Source organism: Sulfitobacter sp. W027, assembly GCF_025143985.1.
Taxonomy (GTDB): Bacteria; Pseudomonadota; Alphaproteobacteria; order Rhodobacterales; family Rhodobacteraceae; genus Sulfitobacter.
Genome location: NZ_CP083564.1, coordinates 381,116 through 398,638, shown reverse-complemented (window position 1 = coordinate 398,638; position 17,523 = coordinate 381,116). Strand labels below are relative to the sequence as shown.

Annotated in this window: 19 protein-coding genes; 10 read left to right on the top strand and 9 right to left on the bottom strand. The window is 62.4% G+C overall.

Translation table 11 applies throughout. From position 1 onward, the window contains the following. The first annotated feature begins 17 nt into the window (after positions 1-17). A complete protein-coding gene (locus K3759_RS01965; protein ID WP_259947196.1) occupies positions 18-611 on the top strand; it encodes a glutathione S-transferase family protein in 594 nt (197 codons plus the stop codon). Here K3759_RS01965 and K3759_RS01960 read toward each other — a convergent pair. The 3 genes from K3759_RS01960 to K3759_RS01950 are packed head-to-tail and all read right to left on the bottom strand — an operon-like array spanning position 608 to position 3,173. Next, complete coding sequence (locus tag K3759_RS01960) at positions 608-1,786, bottom strand: TIGR03862 family flavoprotein (protein WP_259984044.1); 1,179 nt, start codon at positions 1,784-1,786, stop codon at positions 608-610. The two genes, K3759_RS01965 and K3759_RS01960, sit on opposite strands and share 4 nt — an antisense overlap. Next, entirely contained in the window at positions 1,783-2,427 is a 645-nt protein-coding gene (locus K3759_RS01955) for an enoyl-CoA hydratase/isomerase family protein (RefSeq protein WP_259984042.1), read from the bottom strand. Before K3759_RS01955 ends, K3759_RS01960 begins: the two co-directional genes overlap by 4 nt. Next, the gene (locus tag K3759_RS01950) at positions 2,424-3,173 is read right to left on the bottom strand and encodes an SDR family oxidoreductase (RefSeq protein ID WP_259984040.1); all 750 of its coding nucleotides are present in this window, start codon (positions 3,171-3,173) and stop codon (positions 2,424-2,426) included. The genes K3759_RS01955 and K3759_RS01950 overlap by 4 nt, the downstream gene beginning before the upstream one ends. Before the next feature lie 143 nt (positions 3,174-3,316). On the opposite strand from K3759_RS01950, the gene K3759_RS01945 reads away from it, so the two are divergent. The 6 genes from K3759_RS01945 (at position 3,317) to lpxK (ending at position 9,603) form a co-directional block, all read left to right on the top strand. Next, positions 3,317-4,846, top strand: coding sequence for a DUF2125 domain-containing protein (locus K3759_RS01945; protein ID WP_259984038.1), 1,530 nt, complete (start codon positions 3,317-3,319; stop codon positions 4,844-4,846). A 111-nt stretch (positions 4,847-4,957) separates the two neighbouring features. Then, positions 4,958-6,304 carry a TldD/PmbA family protein gene (locus K3759_RS01940; protein ID WP_259984036.1) on the top strand — a complete coding sequence of 449 codons (1,347 nt, stop codon included), beginning with the start codon at positions 4,958-4,960 and terminating at the stop codon, positions 6,302-6,304. After that, on the top strand, positions 6,297-7,073 hold the full coding sequence (locus K3759_RS01935) for a 3'(2'),5'-bisphosphate nucleotidase CysQ (protein WP_259985536.1): 777 nt from the start codon (positions 6,297-6,299) through the stop codon (positions 7,071-7,073). Before K3759_RS01940 ends, K3759_RS01935 begins: the two co-directional genes overlap by 8 nt. 63 nt (positions 7,074-7,136) lie before the next feature. After that, positions 7,137-7,379 carry a DUF4170 domain-containing protein gene (locus K3759_RS01930; RefSeq protein WP_067262181.1) on the top strand — a complete coding sequence of 81 codons (243 nt, stop codon included), beginning with the start codon at positions 7,137-7,139 and terminating at the stop codon, positions 7,377-7,379. A gap of 6 nt (positions 7,380-7,385) precedes the next feature. Beyond that, complete coding sequence (locus K3759_RS01925) at positions 7,386-8,630, top strand: 3-deoxy-D-manno-octulosonic acid transferase (protein WP_259984033.1); 1,245 nt, start codon at positions 7,386-7,388, stop codon at positions 8,628-8,630. Further along, positions 8,617-9,603, top strand: coding sequence for a tetraacyldisaccharide 4'-kinase (gene lpxK, locus K3759_RS01920; protein WP_259984031.1), 987 nt, complete (start codon positions 8,617-8,619; stop codon positions 9,601-9,603). The genes K3759_RS01925 and lpxK overlap by 14 nt, the downstream gene beginning before the upstream one ends. Here lpxK and K3759_RS01915 read toward each other — a convergent pair. The 3 genes from K3759_RS01915 to K3759_RS01905 are packed head-to-tail and all read right to left on the bottom strand — an operon-like array spanning position 9,600 to position 11,952. Continuing rightward, positions 9,600-10,718, bottom strand: a complete 1,119-nt coding sequence (locus K3759_RS01915; protein ID WP_259984029.1) for a CaiB/BaiF CoA-transferase family protein — start codon at positions 10,716-10,718, stop codon at positions 9,600-9,602. The two genes, lpxK and K3759_RS01915, sit on opposite strands and share 4 nt — an antisense overlap. Next, positions 10,718-11,404, bottom strand: coding sequence for a DsbA family protein (locus tag K3759_RS01910; protein ID WP_259984028.1), 687 nt, complete (start codon positions 11,402-11,404; stop codon positions 10,718-10,720). Before K3759_RS01910 ends, K3759_RS01915 begins: the two co-directional genes overlap by 1 nt. Positions 11,405-11,442: 38 nt before the next feature. Then, entirely contained in the window at positions 11,443-11,952 is a 510-nt protein-coding gene (locus tag K3759_RS01905; protein WP_259984026.1) for a DUF721 domain-containing protein, read from the bottom strand. Between the two features lie 82 nt (positions 11,953-12,034). On the opposite strand from K3759_RS01905, the gene mutY reads away from it, so the two are divergent. From mutY to K3759_RS01890, 3 genes are all read left to right on the top strand, one after another. Beyond that, positions 12,035-13,099: an A/G-specific adenine glycosylase gene (gene mutY / locus K3759_RS01900; protein ID WP_259984025.1), complete on the top strand. Its 1,065-nt coding sequence runs from the start codon at positions 12,035-12,037 to the stop codon at positions 13,097-13,099. A gap of 66 nt (positions 13,100-13,165) precedes the next feature. Continuing rightward, positions 13,166-14,314, top strand: coding sequence for an alkane 1-monooxygenase (locus K3759_RS01895; RefSeq protein WP_259984023.1), 1,149 nt, complete (start codon positions 13,166-13,168; stop codon positions 14,312-14,314). Positions 14,315-14,382: 68 nt separating this feature from the next. Further along, a complete protein-coding gene (locus tag K3759_RS01890) occupies positions 14,383-14,808 on the top strand; it encodes a response regulator (RefSeq protein WP_259984021.1) in 426 nt (141 codons plus the stop codon). Positions 14,809-14,921: 113 nt separating this feature from the next. Here the strand turns inward: K3759_RS01890 and K3759_RS01885 are convergent, their stop codons facing one another. The 3 genes from K3759_RS01885 to K3759_RS01875 form a co-directional block, all read right to left on the bottom strand. Continuing rightward, positions 14,922-16,022: a site-specific DNA-methyltransferase gene (locus tag K3759_RS01885; RefSeq protein ID WP_259984019.1), complete on the bottom strand. Its 1,101-nt coding sequence runs from the start codon at positions 16,020-16,022 to the stop codon at positions 14,922-14,924. Positions 16,023-16,110: 88 nt separating this feature from the next. Then, positions 16,111-16,740 carry a ribonuclease HII gene (locus tag K3759_RS01880; protein ID WP_259984017.1) on the bottom strand — a complete coding sequence of 210 codons (630 nt, stop codon included), beginning with the start codon at positions 16,738-16,740 and terminating at the stop codon, positions 16,111-16,113. 124 nt (positions 16,741-16,864) lie between these two features. After that, on the bottom strand, positions 16,865-17,422 hold the full coding sequence (locus K3759_RS01875; protein WP_259984015.1) for a hypothetical protein: 558 nt from the start codon (positions 17,420-17,422) through the stop codon (positions 16,865-16,867). Between the last annotated feature and the right edge of the window lie 101 nt (positions 17,423-17,523).

The window sequence follows — 17,523 nt, the reverse complement described above, 5'->3', positions numbered from 1 at the left end:
TTGGGAGAGGAAATTCAATGTATACTGTCATCGGCGGCACCAAATCGCGCGCTTTTCGCGTCATGTGGATGCTCGAAGAATTGGGCCAGCCCTACACGCTGAACCCCGCAGCACCCCGCTCGGAAGAGGCGCGCAAATACAACCCTTCGGGCAAGATCCCCGCGCTTGTGGACGGCGATGAGGTGCTGACCGATTCCCTCGCGATCATGACCTATCTGGCCGACAAGCACGGCGCGCTGACCGCCCCCGCAGGCACGCCCGAACGCGCGCGGCAGGACGCATTGACCTTTTGGCTGATCGACGAGTTTGACGCGATCCTCTGGGCGGCGGCGAAACACAGTTTCATCTTCCCCGAAGAAGCGCGCGTGCCCGCGATCAAAGACAGCCTCAAGGCCGAGTTTGAACGTGCGGCCAAAAACCTGTCCGACCGCCTAGAGGGGCCGTTTCTGATGGGCGATCAGATCACCGTCCCCGACCTGCTGGCGGTGCATTGCATCAACTGGTCCATCGGCGCGAAATTCCCGCGTGTGGATGACAAACTGAACCTCTGGGCCAAATCCCTACGCGAACGCCCCGCTTTCGTCGCCGCGATGGCCAAGGAAAACGGTTAACGCCGCGCCCATTCCACAGCATGGCGGCCCGCCCAATGGCCGGTCGCCAGACAGCCATTGATCAGATAGCCGCCCGTGGGCGCTTCCCAATCCAGCATTTCCCCGGCGGCAAAGACGCCCGGCAGGGCGCGCAGCATCAGCCCGTCGTCAAGCGCGTCGAGCCGAATGCCCCCCGCCGTCGAAATCGCCTCATCCATGGGGCGCAATCCGGCGTGGGCGATGGGCAGGTTCTTTAGCAAGGCGGCCAGAGCTTCGGCATCCTGCGGCAGCGGGCGCGCCATTTCTTGGAGCAGCGCAATCTGCGCGGGGGTCAGTTTCAACCGCTTGCGCAGGTGGTTCGCCTGACTGTCCTTGCCGCGCGGTTTCGCCAAACGTGCCGCCACGTCGCCAACCTGCAAGTCCGGCAACAGATCAAGCGCCAGCCCATGTCCTTCACGCAGCCCGCGCGAGACGGAATAGATGCCACCACCCTCCAGCCCTTTGGCTGAGATCACCGCCTCCCCGCGAGAGTGGTAGGGGCCGGCAGACCATGCCCCCCCCTTTAGCGCCGCGCCGAAATGGCGGGTCATATGCGGCGACCAATCGACCAGCAGCCCGACATTGGCCGGGGCGAAATCCCGCAGGGCCACCCCGCGCTCCGCGAGAAGAGGCGCCCATGCCCCCGTTGCGCCAAGCCGCCGCCAACTTGCACCGCCAAGGGCTAGCACGGTCACATCGGGATCGATCACTTCCCGGCCACCCGGCGTATCAAAGGCCAAGGCATCCCCGTCCCAGCCCTGCCACTGCCAGCGGGTGTTGATCGTCACCCCACGCTCGGCCAGCTGCGCCAGCCAAGCGCGCAGCAAAGGGGAAGCTTTCATTGCGCGGGGAAACACGCGTCCGGTTGAGCCGGTAAAGACCTCTTGCCCGAGCCCTTCAGCCCAATCCTGCACCGCTTGGCCATCAAACGCCTTAAGTATCGGACGCAGGGCGGGGCTTGCCTCCTGAAAGGCTGCGAGGAACGGGTCGAGCGGCTCTGCCTTGGTCAAGTTCAGCCCGGATTTGCCCGCCATTAGAAACTTCCGCCCAACCGAGGGTTTTGCTTCACAGAGCGTCACCGACAGCCCTGCATCCACCATGACCTCTGCCGCCATCAACCCGGCGGGGCCGCCTCCGATAACCAGCGCGCTCTTCATCGACGAGTCTGCGGGTCGAAGACGCCGCCCTCTGGCGCACACATTTCTTTGATGCCGCTGGCGATCTCGGCAGGTGCTGCAAGTGTATCAGCGGCGAGCTGGGCGGCGTGGGTAAGCAGGTCGTCCCCTTCAACGATGCGGTCGATCAGGCCAAAGGCCAGCGCTTCTTCCGCCGTGATCTTTTGCCCGCCCATCAACATCAGCTTGGTTCGCGCAGGGCCGATGAGCGCCGCCATCCGTGCCGGGTCCGAAGGCTGCGGCAGAAAACCGAGCTTCATCACCGGATAGAAAAACTTCGCCCCCGGCACCGCGATGCGCAGATCGCAGGCCAGCGCCATGCCCATCGCACCACCCGCCAGCGTGCCGTTAAGGGCGGCGATGCTCAGCCCCGGCAAGGCCGCCACCGCGCCCGAGAGACGTTCCCAAACATCCGATTTGGCAAGTCCCGCGCGGGCCTCGTCAAGATCGGCCCCGGCGCTGAACACCTTGCCACGCCCCGTGAGGATTACCGCGCGGGCGGTCTGCGCCGCTTCCATAATCTCGGCCAGTTCGACCAGCATGGCATGTGTCAGGGAATTGGCTTTGTCGGGCCGGTTGATCGTGACGGTCCAGATGTCGCTGGCGCGGTCGACCTCAATCATATCAGGCCCACCGCCTTGCGAATGCCCTCGTCCCGCAGGGAAATCTCATCGCCCAAGAAACGATCCGCCTCAGGGCCACACATCCACAGCAGGGCACGCGCGGGCCAATCGGCTGGGATATGCACGTCCCAGTCAAGCTGGCTGACCGGGTTCACGCCGCTGTCCTTAATGTCGCGCTGCATGTCGGTGGCGACCGTGCCGGGCGACAGGCCGATAGCGCGGATGCCGTTGCTGCCCTCTTCGTGATGCAGGCATTGGGTCAGCATATTCGCCGCAGCCTTAGAGGCGCAGTAGTGGCTCCATGCCTCGACCGGGTTATGGGCCGCACCCGAAGAAATCGTCAGCACTGTGCCACCGCCGTTTTCCTTCATCAGCGGCAGGGCCGCGCGCATCCCGTGGAACACGCCCGTCACGTTGATATTGATCGCCTTGGCCCAATCTGCCGGATCAGCCTCCCCCATAAGGGAGATCGGATCAATCACGCCTGCGTTGTTGATCAACACATCAAGCCCCCCAAAAGCCTGCCGCGTCGTCTCAACCGCCGAGGTCATCTCGTTATAGCGGGTCACATCGCAGGGGATGGCGATGGCCTGTTTGCCCAGTTCGCCGGACAGGTCGGCGATGGCATCCTGACTGCGCGCCAGCAGGGCGACATTGCCCCCCGCCTCAACGAATACACGCGCGGCGGCGGCGCCAATACCCCGGCTTGCGCCGGTTATCATGATCGTCTTGCCTGTCATGTCCATATCGTGATCCTTCCGCTGATTTTATAGATTGCTTGAGGGCTGTGGTAATCCGCCGATCAATCCGGGTCCAGCCTCGCGTCGCTTGACCCTGCTCGGGGATTGGCAGACTCTATGCGCAACTCATTGCCGAAAAGGATTTTCTGATGTCCCGCATTCCCACAGCATCGCTGTTTCTCGCTCTCCCGGTATCGCTAGCATCGACGGCCCTCTGGGCCGATCTGACCCCGGCAGAGGTCTGGGGCGATTGGCGCCAATATATGGAGAGCATGGGCTATCAGGTTCAGGCAAGCGAAGCCTTCGACGGCGAAGACCTGACGGTCAGCGATGTGACCCTGAAGATGGATATGGTTGAAGACGGTGGCGATTTCTCCATGTCGCTCGGCACGCTGAGTTTTCAGCCGGAAAGCGACGGCGCGGTCAACATCCGCATGCCCAATGTCATGCCGATGACCATCAAAGTCGCCCCGGAAACGCCCGAGGATGAACCGGTGTCGATGGTGCTCAACTATGCCCAGACCGCGCCCGTGATGCGCGCCAGCGGCAGCCCCGACGCGCTGCAATACGACTATGCCGCCGATACGATCTCGCTCACCCTTGCGGGGCTCAAGGTCGGTGAGCAGAGCTATACCGAAGAAGAGGCCAAGTTCAGCGTCACCGGCAGCGGCGTCAGCAGCCGGACCGAGATGACGGGCACGGAAACGCGCCGCTATGATCAGACAGGCCGCATCGACAGCCTGCAGTATGACGTGGTGATGAAAACCCCAGACGACCCCGCCCGCGTCGCGGTCAAAGGCGGCGTAGATCAGGTGGTCTTTGACGGCAGCGGCGCTTTGCCCATGTTGGAAGCTGGCTCTGACATGGCCGCGATGATGCGCGCGGGCCTCACCTTCGACGGCAGTTTTACCGCCGGCGCGGGCCGCACCGACATGCAGGTCTCCGACCCCGAAAATGGGGAGTTTCAACTGGTTTCGAGCTCGACCGGGGCGAAGCTGGGCGTTGCCATGGGGCCGGAAGGGCTTTCCTATGAGGGTGGCCAGCAGGACATCGAAGTCAGCGTCACCGGCGCCGACATGCCCTTCCCGATCCAGTTCAGCATGGCACAAAGCGCCTTTAACCTCAAAATGCCGGTGATGAAGTCCGAAGAGCCACAGGATTTCGCCTTTGGCATCAAGCTCGACAGCTTCAAGATGTCAGACATGATCTGGGGCATCTTTGACCCGACCGGCCAGTTGGCCCGCGACCCTGCCACCTTGGTTGTGGACCTGTCGGGCAAGGCCAAACTGCTATTTGAACTGATGGACCCCGAAGTCGCCGCCACCATGGGCGAGGAGGTACCGGGCGAAATTCATCAGTTGAACGTGAATGAAGTTACGCTCGACGTGGCGGGTGCCGAGTTCGATGCCACAGGCGCGATCACCTTCGACAACGACGATCTGGAAACCGTGCCCGGCATGCCGAAACCTGTCGGCGCGCTGGACCTGTCGCTGATCGGTGGCGTGGCCCTCCTCGACAAATTGGTGACGATGGGTCTGGTCCCGCAAGAACAGGCATTGGGTGCCCGGATGATGATGGGTCTCTTTACCGTGCCGGGCGAGGGCGAAGACTCCCTGACCTCCAAAATCGAGTTCACCGAAGAGGGCGGCATCCTCGCCAACGGTCAGCAGATCAAATAACAATTCGCGCGGCCCTGTTCCGCGCCCTCACAACTGGGAAAATACAGTGTTGCCCTTGCCCCTTTCGGGGCGGGGGATTACCCCTTTCCCGACCCCAACCGGAGCCAGACCATGCCAGAAGCCCTTGATGCATTGACCAAGTCCCTCCTTCATGCGGCTGCCAAGGCCGGTGCGGATGCGGCCGATGCCATGGCGATCAAGGCAAGCTCTGTCTCTATCGAAGTGCGCGGCGGGGCGTTGGAACAGGCCGAACGCTCGGAAGGGACGGACATCGGCTTACGGGTTTTCGTCGGCCAGCGCGCGGCCAATGTCTCGGCCTCCGACACGTCATCGCGCACGATTGAAGAGATGGCCGAACGCGCCGTTGCCATGGCCCGCGAAGCGCCCGAAGACCCCTATTCGGGGCTGGCCGATTCGGATCAACTCTCTGCCCGCCGCGATGCGGAAGGGCTCGAGCTTTATGACGCAACGCCCGAGCCCTCCCCCGAAACCCTGCAAGATGACGCTGCCCGCGCCGAAGCTGCTGCACTTGCCGTGAAAGGCGTCAGTCAGGTGCAATCGGCGGGCGCTGGCTATGGGGCGCAGAAAATCTACCTCGCCGCGACCAACGGCTTTGAGGGCGGCTATGCCCGCAGTGAACGCGGGCTGTCCTGCGTCGCCATCGCCGGTAGCGGCACAGGGATGGAGCGCGACTACGACGGCGACAGCCGCATCTTTCAGGCTGATCTGCGGGATGCCGGGGACATCGGTACACGTGCAGGCGAACGCGCGCTGGCGCGGCTGGATGCGCGCAAACCGCCCACCGGCAGCTATCCGGTGTTGTTTGACGAACGCATCGCTGCCTCGCTGATCGGCCATCTGCTGGGCGCGATCAACGGTCAGGCGATTTCGCGCGGGGCGTCTTTCTTGCGCGATGCGATGGGGGAGCAGGTGCTGCCCGAAGGCCTTTCGCTGATCGAAGACCCAACCCGCATCCGCGCAACCGGCTCCCGTCCCTTCGACGCCGAAGGGCTGCCGACCCAGCAGCGTGCCATCGTCGACAAGGGCATTCTGCAAGGTTGGACGCTCGACTTGGCGACAGCCCGCAAGCTGGCGCTTGCCCCCACCGGCAACGCCGCGCGCGGTCCAAGCTCCGGCCCACAGCCGTCGAACTGGAACATCGCGCTGACTCAGGGGGAGGCCAGCCGCGACGATCTGATCCGTGAGATGGGCACCGGGCTGTTGGTGACTTCGATGATCGGCAGCACGATCAACCCCAACACGGGCGACTATTCGCGGGGGGCCTCGGGCCTCTGGGTCGAGAATGGGGAGATCACCCATGCGATCAACGAATGCACCATCGCGGGCAACCTGCGCGACATGCTGCGGGCGATGATCCCCGCCAATGACGCGCGCACTCATCTCAGCCGGGTTGTGCCCTCGCTGCTGGTGCCGGGAATGACCCTTGCCGGTGCCTGAGGAGGACCTCGCCCTTTTGATCGACGCGGCCCGCAAGGCGGGTGCTGTGGCGCGCGGCTTTGTCGGGGCCACGGCAAAACGCTGGGACAAGCCCGATAACGCCGGTCCGGTAACCGAGGCCGATCTGGCGGTGAACGATCTGCTGCTGTCGGACCTGCGCGGCGCGCGGCCCGGCTATGGCTGGCTGTCCGAGGAAACCGAGGACAACACTGACCGGCTGGGGCATGACAAGGTCTTCATCATTGACCCGATCGACGGCACCCGCAGCTTTGTCGAAGGCTCCGACACATGGGCGCATTCACTGGCCGTGGCTGAGCACGGTGAAGTGACAGCGGCGGTGGTCTATCTGCCGATGCGCAATATGCTCTATGCCGCGAGCCGGGGCGCTGGCGCCACGCTGAATGGCGCGCCGATCCGCACATCTAAGATCAGCGATCTGGCCGAGGCGACTGTGCTCGCCGCGCGGCCCGCGCTGGTGGCCGAACGCTGGCACGGAGGCGCACCGCCCGTCTTCAAACGCAGCTACCGCCCCTCGCTTGCCTACCGCATGGCGCTTGTGGCCGATGCGTCTTTTGACGCCATGATCACCCTGCGCCGTACATGGGAATGGGACATCGCCGCAGGGACGCTGATCGTGGCTGAAGCGGGCGGCACCTGCGCCACCACCAAGGGCGCGCCGCTCAGGTTCAACAACCCCGACCCGCGTGTCGATGGCATCGTTGCGGGTGGTTCTATGGTGCAGCGCGCGCTGATTGACGCCCTTGCGTGACCGGCCCCATCTGCTAGGCACTATGCGCAGCACCGCAGCTTTGACAGATCAAAGGACAGCTCCATGACCCAACGCCTGCACCTTGTTTTCGGTGGCGAACTTGTCGACCCGACCAAGAACGCGTTCAAGAATGTCGACGACATCCATATCGTCGGGATCTTCCCCAACTACGCCAGCGCCTATGACGCATGGAAATCCGAAGCGCACCGAACCGTGGATAACGCCCATATGCGCTATTACATCGCCCATCTGCACCGCCTGCGCGATGAGGAGACCTCGGCCTCGCCCACCGAAGAGCTGGAATAAACCACCATGGCGGCGCGGTCGCTGGGGCTTGCAGCCTATCGCGCCCTTGTGCGCCGGGGCGGGGCCGAAGAGGCACCGCCCTACGCCCCGCGCCCCGAAGGTGAACTGGTCTGGATGCATGCCGCCGAGGCGGGCAATGTCTTGGCCGTGCTCGACCTTGCCAAGCGGCTCATGGCCATGCGCGATCGTGTCGCGGTTCTGGTGACCCTGCCCGAAGCCGCAGCCGCCCATGACATTCCGACGACAGAGACCCGCGATCTTTTCGTCGTCCAAGCCCCCAGCGAGCATCCCGAGAATGTAGAGCGGTTTCTTGGCCACTGGCGGCCCAGCTTTTGCCTGTGGACCTGGGGCGCGCTGCGGCCGAACCTTGTGCTGGAAACCTCTGCCCGGGGCTGCCCCATGATGATGATCGACGCCGAGAGCGCCGGTTTCGATGGCCGCCGGGACCGCTGGCTGCCCGATGTGACCCGGCAGTTGCTTGCGACCTTCGAGCTTGTCCTCACCCGTTCCCCTACCGCGCTGCGCCGCCTTGTGCAGCTTGGTCTGCCCCGCAGTAGGGGCGAGGCGACATCGCCGTTGATGGCAGGGGGCCAAGCGCTGCGCTGCGCGGATTCGGACCTGGCGGATATGTCGGCTTGCCTTGTCGGTCGCCCGGTCTGGTATGCCACGCAGATCCTGCCTGAAGAGATTCCCGTCGTGCTGACCGCTCACCGCCAAGCGCTGCGCCTGTCGCACCGCTTGCTGCTGATCCTGCACACCCATGACTACCCTACCGCCGATATTGCTTATGAACGCGCCCGCGCGCGTGGGTTCACCGCGATGCGGTGGGGAGATGACCCCTACCCCGATGAAACCACTCAAGTCATGGTGGCCGATGACCCCGGCGACCGGGGGCTGTTTTTCCGCGTGGCGCCGGTGTCGTTCCTCGGCTCTTCGCTGGTCTCTGGTCATGGTGGCTGCGATCCCTTCGAGGCGTCAGCGCTTGGGTCTGCCGTGCTCTATGGCCCCAAGGTACGGAACTTCCTCCCCTCCTACGGGCGGCTGGCGACAGCAGGCGCGGCGCGGATCGTCAATGACGCGGGTGCGCTTGGCAATGCGGTGTCGCGGCTCATCGCGCCGGATCAGGCAGCGACGATGGCCCACGCGGGCTGGGACGTGATTAGCGAAGGGGCCGAATTGGCTGACCGGGTGATTGAATTGATCCAAGACCGGCTCGACCAACAAGCAGGAGCATCCGATGCGCGCGCCTGACTTTTGGCATCTTCCCCGACCCGACTGGCGCGCCCGCCTGTTGCAGCCACTGGGCGCGCTTTATGCTGCGGCCACTGCACGGCGGCTGGCCGGCATCACGCCCCTGAGACTGGGGGTGCCGGTGATATGCGTTGGCAACATCAACGCAGGCGGCACCGGCAAGACGCCCACGGTGATGGCGGTGTTGCATTATCTGCTGGAACGCGGTCATCGTCCGCATGTCGTTTCACGCGGCTATGGCGGCACGCTGGAAGGGCCGGTGCGGGTCGATCCCGCGCAGCACAGTGCGAATGAAGTGGGCGACGAGCCGCTGCTGCTCGCCGCATTCGCCGATGTTTGGGTGGCCCGTGATCGTGCAGCCGGTGCGCGGGCGGCAGAGGCGGCGGGGGCCAGTGTCGTGGTGCTGGATGACGGCTTTCAGAACCCCGCATTGGCGCAGGATCTGAGCATTGTGGTGGTGGACGCCGTGAAGGGATTTGGCAACGGCCTTTGCCTGCCCGCCGGGCCGCTGCGTGAGCCTGTTGCAACGGGGCTGGCGCGGGCTGACTTACTGTTGTCGATTGGGGCTGACGCAGCGCAGGCAGCTTTCGCGGCAGGGCTGCCAAAGACCGATCTCCCCCACGCGCGGGCCGAACTTGCGCCACTGCAAACAGGGATGGATTGGTCCGACTCTCAAGTGCTTGCCTTTGCAGGCATCGGCCATCCTGAGAAGTTCTTTGCCACGCTGCGCGGCCTTGGTGCCACGATCCTGCATGCCGAAGCATTAGAAGATCACCAGCCGCTCACTTCACGGCTGATGCTGCGGCTCGAGACTGAAGCCGCGATGCGCGGTGCCCAACTTGTAACCACCGAGAAAGACGCCGTGCGCCTGCCGATGGAGTTCCGCGCCAAGGTGCTGACCCTGCCGGTGCGCCTGTCCCTGCCCGAAGGCAATGCGCTGCACGCGGCGCTGGACAGGCTGCCACCGCCCTAGGCCTTGTTGTCTTCGCCCAGCTTCGGCGCCGGCCGGTGCAATGAAAGCTCGGCCCCCGAAAAGGTGAAGGGCGACCGCAGCCCCGGCACACCGTCGAGTTCGATCTGCATGCCCCGCGCCACGACCTGCGGATCGGCCATGACATCGGCCATGTCATTGATCGGCCCGGCAGGCACGCCATGCGCCTCACAAGCGGCCAGTAGATCATCCCGGCTGCGCAAACGGGTGGCCCCGGTCAGGCGGCGGATCATCTCGGGCCGGTTGGCGACACGGTCGGCATTCTTGAGGTACTCGGGCGCGGTGGCCATGTCCTCCAGCCCCAGCAACTGACACAGGCGCTGATATTGCCCGTCATTTCCGGTGGCGATGATGAGATGCCCGTCGGAACACTCAAACACCTCATAGGGCGTCAGATTAGGATGCGCGTTGCCCATCCGTGTCGGCGCCTTGCCAGTGGTAAGATAGTTCATCGCCTGATTGCCGGTGATCGCCACGGCGCAGTCAAGCAGTGCCATGTCGATATGCTGGCCGACGCCGGTTTGGTGACGCTGGTGCACGGCGGCCAAAATCGCAGTGCTGGCATAGACCCCGGTGAAGATATCGGTGATCGCCATGCCGGATTTCTGCGGCTGGCCGTCCGGCTCGCCGGTGATCGACATCAGGCCAGACATGCCTTGGATGATGAAATCATAGCCCGCGCGATGAGCGTAAGGGCCAGTTTGGCCGAAACCCGTGATCGAACAATAGATCAGCTTGGGAAATTGCGCAGACAGGCTGGCATAATCCAACCCGTATTTCGCTAATCCCCCGGTCTTGAAATTCTCGATCAGAATATCCGCATCGACCAAAAGTTCTTTGACCTGCGCCTGACCTTCCTCGGTGCGGAAATCGACGGTGACGGAGGCTTTGCCCCGGTTCGTCGAATGGAAATAGGAGGCGGTAACATCCTCGTCACGGGTGACGAAGGGCGGTCCCCATTGACGGGTGTCATCTCCCGCCGGGCTTTCCACCTTGATCACCTCGCACCCGAGGTCAGACAGTGTCTGACCAGCCCAAGGGCCGGCCAGAACACGTGCGAGTTCAACGACTTTCAGTCCTGCAAGCGGCGCGGTCATTAGCCAGCCAGCGCGTCGTCGAGGAGTTCCTTCATGTCCGCATAGGACATGTTCGAATGTTTCTTGCCGTCGATGACAAAGCTCGGGGTGCTTGAGATGTCATCCTTCTCTGCGTTTTCGGTGTACCACGCCACCAGTGCTTCGGCCTTTTCGCCGTCTTTCAGGCATTCATCCAGCATCTCATTGTCGAGCCCAGCCAGACGACCAATTTTGCGCAACTCTTCGACGATGGCCGCAGGCTCACCCGCACGGGTCCATTCGCTTTGCGATTTGTAGATCAGATCGGCGATGCCAAAGAACTTCTCCTGACCGCCGCAGCGCGCCACCATGGAGGCCCAAAGACCGTAGCGGTCGAAAAAGACTTCGCGGTAGATGAACTTGACCTTGCCGCTGTCGATGTAGTCGGCCTTCAGCTTTTTGAAGGTGTCATTGTGGAAGGTCGCACAGTGCGGGCAGGTGAAGGAAGCGTATTCGATCATCGTGACCGGCGCATTTTCATCGCCCATGACCATCTCGGTGATGCCTGAGGTATCCACATCCCCTTCGGTCGTCTGCGCGTTCGCGGCCCCAACGAAAGGTGTCAGCGCGGTGCTGCCAAGGGGGGAAGAGCCGAAGCTGCTTGCGGCAAACCAGCCACCGACGCCGAGTGTGGCGAGACCGCCAAGGATTACGTTTCTGCGATTCATGAGGTGTTCCTTTGTCTGTTACGTCAGCTTTAGGTTGGTCAGCTTTGGTTCTTGTTCAATATGTTCTCGCCCAGACGTGCAAGGGCTGCGCGCAGCCCTTCGTCGGCGACAGGCTTGGCAGCTTCGGCTGCTTTGCGTTGCAACGCCGGGCTCGGAGCGGTCTTTTCGGCCTTGGGTTTATGGTCAAACGCCACTTGCCCTTCGGCAAAGCCTGTCGCCGCCGTCTGGGTGATCCGCACCCGCGCGATGGCGTTATAGCCATAGACCGCGTTGACCCGCGCGCGCAGTTGCTCTTTTTGCATCTCCAGCATGGGCGCATTGGCCCCGGTGGTCAGCAGGGTCAGCGTGGCACCGATGCCTTCTTTCCGGCCATAGCTTACCTCAACCGGGCGTGAGATGGCGGCTGTCGCTTCGCCCACGATCTCGGGCCAATGGGTCAACAGACGCGATTGCGCAAAGCCACGGGTCTCGCTTGCCTTGCGAATCTGCTGCGAGAGCAGGCTGTCGGTGCGTTTAAACCCTTTTGTACTCGTACGACGTGGCGGCATGGCTTTGTTTCCCGAATGTGCTGACATACATAACCATTTGCCCCAGCGTCACCAGCCCCTGCCCCCTCGAAAGGCCTAAACATTGCGTGAGAAGACATCCGTCAGCAAGCTGCCGCCGATCCTGCTGGAATGGTACGACACCCATGCCCGCGCCCTGCCGTGGCGGGTGCCGCCGCACGACCGGATGGCAGGTGTCACGCCCGATCCCTACCGCATCTGGCTAAGCGAGGTCATGTTGCAGCAGACGACCGTGGCCACGGTAAAGGACTACTTCGCGCGCTTTACCACCCGCTGGCCGGATGTTGGCGCGCTTGCGGCGGCGGAAGACGCGGATGTCATGGCCGAATGGGCGGGCCTTGGCTATTACGCCCGTGCCCGCAACCTGTTGAAATGCGCGCGTGTGGTGGTGGCAGAGCATGGCGGCAATTTCCCCGCCGACCATGACGCGCTGCTGAAACTGCCGGGGATCGGGCCTTATACGGCGGCGGCGATCGCCTCCATCGCCTTTGACCTGCCTCACGCGGTGCTTGACGGCAATGTGGAGCGGGTGATGGCGCGGGTTTATGATATTCACACGCCGCTGCCTGCAGCGAAGCCCGAGTTGATGGCACGGGCCGTCGCGCTGACCCCGCAGGACCGGCCCGGAGACTACGCCCAAGCGGTGATGGACCTCGGCGCAACGATCTGCACGCCAAAGTCCCCGGCCTGCGGCATTTGCCCTTGGCGCGATCCTTGCGCCGCGCGGGCGGAAGGCACGGCGGCGCTTTTGCCTAAAAAAACCCCGAAAAAGCCGAAACCGGTGCGGCACGGGACCGTCTACCTCGCCCAGCGTGAAGACGGCGCTTGGTTGTTGGAGACACGTCCCGACAAAGGGCTGCTTGGCGGCATGCTCGGCTGGCCCGGTTCCGACTGGGTCGACACGTCTCAGCCACGCCCTGAAGGGACGCCGCCGCTAACCGCCGATTGGCAGCCCCTGCCCGGTGAGGTGCGCCATACCTTCACCCATTTTCACCTTATGCTGACCGTGCAGCACGCGCAGGTCGGCCATGATACCGCGCCCCGAAACGGCGAGTTCATCGGCCAAAATCAATTCAGCCCCAGTGATCTGCCTACCGTAATGCGCAAAGCCTTCGACCTGACGCGCTAGCGCCGCGTCAGGCTTTGAGCGCCGACTGAACTGCGGTATATCTGGCGCGAAACAGCAAGGTGACCCATGGCAAACCGGATTATCTCTCCACAAGACCTCGCTCGCCTGTCGCGGGCGCTGCCATTCTGGATGTCGCTGTTGCTGATCCCGCTGGCGTGGTTCTGTGCCATGCAGGGCGGCTGGACCATTGCGCTCCTGCCGCTGGTCACGTGGTATCTGTTTTCAATGCTCGACGCGGTGCTGGGGCTGAACCTCGACAACGCGGACCTAGAGGCCACCGAAGATGACCTCTATTGGTACCGCCTTGTCACGCTGATCTGGACTCCACTGCAATTCCTGACCGTCTTTGGCCTGATCTATTACGCCACCCGGGCCGGGCATCTGGGCACGGCGGAACGAATTTTCCTGTTCTTCGGCGTTGGCGTCATCACCGGCACCAATGGCATCAACTACAGCCACGAGCTGATGCACCAGCGGAACAAGACCGAACGGCGGCTGGCGGATATCCTGCTGGCCATGGTGCTCTATTCTCACTTCCGGTCGGAACATCTGCTGGTGCATCACCGCCATGTCGGCACCCCGCGCGACACGGTGACGGCGCGCTATAATGAAGGGTTCCACCGCTTCTACCCCCGCGTGCTGCGCGAGTCGCTGACTTCGGCCTTTCATGCGGAAAAGAACATGCTGGCGCGCAAGGGGCTGCCGTGGACCGATCCAGGCAATCCGTTCTTCAAATACTGGGCGCTGCAGGCCGCCTTCTTGTTGCTGGCGCTGGTGCTGGGCGGATGGAGTGGCTTGGGCCTGTTCCTCGTGCAGGCCGGGGTCGCGATCTGGCAGTTGGAACTGGTGAATTACATCGAGCACTACGGGCTCACACGCAAGCATCTGGGCGGCGGGAAATATGAGCACGTCCAGCCACGCCACTCGTGGAACGCCGCGCATAAAGCGTCAAACTGGCTGCTGATTAACCTGCAACGCCATTCCGATCACCACTACAAACCCGACCGACGTTTCCCGGTCTTGCAGACCTATGGCACCGGCGACGCGCCGCAGCTGCCCTATGGCTATCCAGTAATGACCATGGCCGCGATGCTGCCGCCACTCTGGCGGCGCATCATGAACCCCCGCGTGCGCAAATGGCGCGAGATGTATTACCCCGAGATTACCGACTGGAAAGCCTACAACGAGGCCAACAATCCACTGCCCCGTCTTTGATTACGGCAACGCAAACTTAAACTTTGCCTGTCAGAAAGGCTGCAACCGTTACCTGTGGAGTGGTATTGATGCAGCAACAAACAACGCCCCCAGGGGCGGCGTATGATGGCACCTGCCTGATTGTTGAAGACAGTGAGTTTGACAGGGAAAGACTGCGCCGTGTTCTGACGCGCAGCTATGGCGGGATGCGGGTGGAGTTTGCTCCCAGCATCGAAGCCGCGCGAAGGGCGCTGAGCGCCGGAGACAAGGCGCTCATCCTGCTCGACAACAACCTGCCCGACGGGTTGGGCGCGAATTTCGCGCTGGAACTGGCCTGCGATAACCGCCATGCACAGACGCCCGTCATTATGCTGAGCGATTGGCCCTCCCCCGTCATGTGGGAAAAGGCAGCCTCTGCCGGGGTGCTCTATGTCGTGAATAAATCGGAGTTCGACGCCCGCTACCTGACCGCCGCACTGCGGGAGTTTCAGGCGCGCAAAGGGCGCATGCATTAGGCCCGGACACAAAAAAACCCCGCCGAGCGGCGGGGTCAAGGTAGGCACCCGTGTGGCTGCCCCTCACGCAGAGAGGCCACGGGTGCCGGCGGTGTTCGATTGTTCGGAGTGGATCAGTTGGCCATCTCAGCTCTGATCTGCTGACGCAGGATGTCGATGGGGACATTCTTGCCGTCTTTCTTGTAGCACCAATAGGTCCAGCCGTTGCAGCTTGGCGCTTTCTCATAGGCCGCGCCCACCTGATGGATCGACCCTTTGACATCGCTGCCGATCAGGGTGCCATCGGCACGGACCTTGGCCTTGTGACGGCCATTCATGGAATAGAGGTTCTCGCCCGGGCGCAGCATGCCACGCTCGACCAACTGGCCGAAAGGTACACGCGGCTCTGCGCGTTTGGAGGTGGTGGTTTGCAGCGCTTCGTTGTCGAATTTGCGGACCATCGAGATCCGCTTTTCCGCGACTTTACGGTAGGCAGCCTCACGCTCGATCCCGATGAAATCGCGGCCCAGCATCTTGGCGACAGCGCCGGTGGTGCCAGTGCCAAAGAACGGATCAAGGATCACATCGCCGGGGTTGGTCGAACCGACCAGAACCCGGTGCAGCAGGCTTTCCGGTTTTTGCGTCGGATGCGCCTTGTCGCCCGCCTCATCCTTCAGACGCTCATGGCCCGTGCAGATCGGCAGCACCCAATCGCTGCGCATCTGGATGCCTTCGTTCAACGCCTTCAGTGCTTCGTAGTTAAAGGTGTATTTGCTGTTCTCGCTCTTGCCGGCCCAGATCATCGTTTCATGGGCGTTGGTAAAGCGTTTGCCACGGAAGTTCGGCATGGGATTGGACTTGCGCCAAACCACATCATTAAGGATCCAGAAACCTTGGTCCTGCAGAGCCGCGCCGACACGGAAGATGTTGTGATAGCTGCCGATCACCCAGATCGCGCCATCGGGTTTCAGCAAACGCCGCGCGGCTTTGAGCCAAGCGCGGGTAAAATCGTCATAGGCTTTGAAGCTGGCGAATTGGTCCCATTCGTCATCAACTGCATCGACCTTGGAGTTGTCCGGGCGATGCAAATCACCCCGCAACTGCAAGTTGTAGGGCGGATCCGCGAAGATCAGATCCACCGACTCTGCTGGGAGGGCGTTCATTGCCTCAATGCAATCGCCCGCAACAATAGTGTTCAAGGGAAGCGCCGCAGCGCCCTTTGTCATCGTTTTCATATCTCTGCCTCATTACCCGGCGCTTAAGCGCTCATTGGTTGTGGATAAAATGGGGCATCAACGATTCGTGGTCAATTTCTTTTTTGAATCAATCGGTTAACAAATTGGCTTGATACAAGATATTGTGTACGGGTTTGAACAAACGTCTATGGTGTGGGGTCACACCAAGATCCCGGAGGGCAGCCATGTGGCTTTTCGATCCGTAGCCCATATTGGTTTCCCAGCCATAGCCGGGATGCTGTTGCGCTAAATCCACCATGAGGTTATCGCGCACGGTTTTGGCAACGATAGAGGCGGCTGAGATCGACAGACAGCGGGCGTCACCCTTCACCACAGGTTGCGCCGGAAGGCTCAGATCGCGCGGAAGCATATTACCGTCGATCAATGCGTAGTCCGCCACGCAGGCCAATCCGGCGAGTGCGCGGGTCATCGCCAGATGGCTGGCACGCAAGATGTTGTGTTCTTCGATCTCTTCGACGGTAGCATGGGCCACGCAAACCACGGCCACCGACATGATCTCATTATAGAGCCGCTCTCGGGCGCGGGCGGTCAGCTTTTTAGAATCGTTCAGCCCCTCGGGGATCTGCCCTTCGGTAAAGACCACGGCAGCGGCTGTGACGGGACCGGCCAGCGGGCCGCGACCTACTTCGTCCACCCCGGCGATGGTGCGAAAGCCGCGGGCAGCCGCGCCGCGTTCAAATTCAAAGTCTGGTATCATGGAGGCGGTGAAACCGCATGTGCCGAAAAGGTGCAACAAAAAAGAGAAAGGGGAGGCGCCCGAACACCCCCCCTTTCAACACCCGAGCGACAGGGACGTGCCGCTCGGTCAAGGCACGCCGGTGTTACCGACGGGCCAAGCTGTAACCCGAGTCGCGCAGACAGCGGGCGTCATAGCCGTAGCGCGCGCCTTCAGTCGTACTGACGCGTTTGGCGCAGTAGCTGGGCAGGCGATCGGCATAGGAGTAATTCTGTTCAAGGCAGGGTTCGCCAAACATCATGACCTTACCCTCTTTGCCCTCATAGCTGCGGAAGCACTGCTGCGGCAGCAGTTTACGGTCCACCCGCTCAGGAAGGGGGCGCACTTCGCGCTCAGGGTAGGTCCGGGCCGTGCGGCGCGGTTCGGGGCGTGGATCGATATAGGGGCGCTGACGGGGCCGCTCGGAAACGGTTGGGTAATAACGTGGCGCTTCATAGACCGGCGCGGCGCGGCGGCGGGTCACGGTCTCGCGTTCTTTGCGCTCTTTGTTATTGTCGTAGATCATCTTGCCCACGATCGCGACGCCCGCAATCGCGGCGAGCGTGCGAAGCACTTCCTTTTCATCGGCAGCGGCAGGACGGGCACCAAAAGCGGTGATGGCAACCGACAAAGCGGCGATGGTAGCAATGAACTTGCGGTACATGGGTCTGGTCCCTTCTCGTTATTGGCGCGTTCGCTGCGCCCTTGATCCTCTGCGGCCATAACTCGGGGGCCGTGTATGAGTTCGTGTGTCTGTTGGTGCCA